The sequence below is a fragment of the Thalassococcus profundi genome (assembly GCF_003344785.1).
Lineage (GTDB): Bacteria > Pseudomonadota > Alphaproteobacteria > Rhodobacterales > Rhodobacteraceae > Puniceibacterium > Puniceibacterium profundi.
The window spans coordinates 1-544 of record NZ_QPMK01000084.1 but is presented as its reverse complement, the minus strand read 5'-3'; the positions used below and the strand labels follow the sequence as shown (position 1 = coordinate 544).

Here is a 544-nt window from a genome sequence, read left to right as displayed (position 1 = left end):
CGCGATTATGACTACAACGAGATGGCCGCCGAAGCCTCCGACCACAGCCAGCCCGCCGAGATGAACGCGGAGGATCCTCTCTTCATCCTCTACACCTCGGGCTCCACCGGGCAGCCCAAGGGCGTGGTGCACACTTCTGGCGGATATCTGGTTTATGCCGCGTTAACGCACGAGATCACGTTTGATTACCACGACGGCGACGTCTACTGGTGCACCGCCGACGTGGGCTGGGTGACCGGGCATTCCTACATTGTTTACGGGCCTTTAGCCAATGGCGCGACGACGCTGATGTTCGAGGGCGTGCCGACCTATCCCGATGCCAGCCGGTTCTGGCAGGTGGTCGAAAAGCACAAGGTCGCGCAGTTCTACACCGCCCCCACGGCGATTCGCGCATTGATGGGCCAGGGCAACGATTTCGTAACCAAATGCGATCTATCCTCGCTGAAACTGCTGGGCACCGTGGGCGAACCGATCAACCCCGAGGCCTGGAGCTGGTACAACGACGTCGTGGGCCAGGGCCGCTGCCCCATCGTCGACACCTGGT

The 544-nt window shown here is 61.6% G+C and carries 1 protein-coding gene; it reads left to right on the top strand.

Annotation, left to right across the window (positions count from 1 at the left end):
• On the top strand, nt 1-544 hold a 544-nt coding region (locus DU478_RS22615; RefSeq protein WP_147276430.1), incomplete at both ends, for an AMP-binding protein.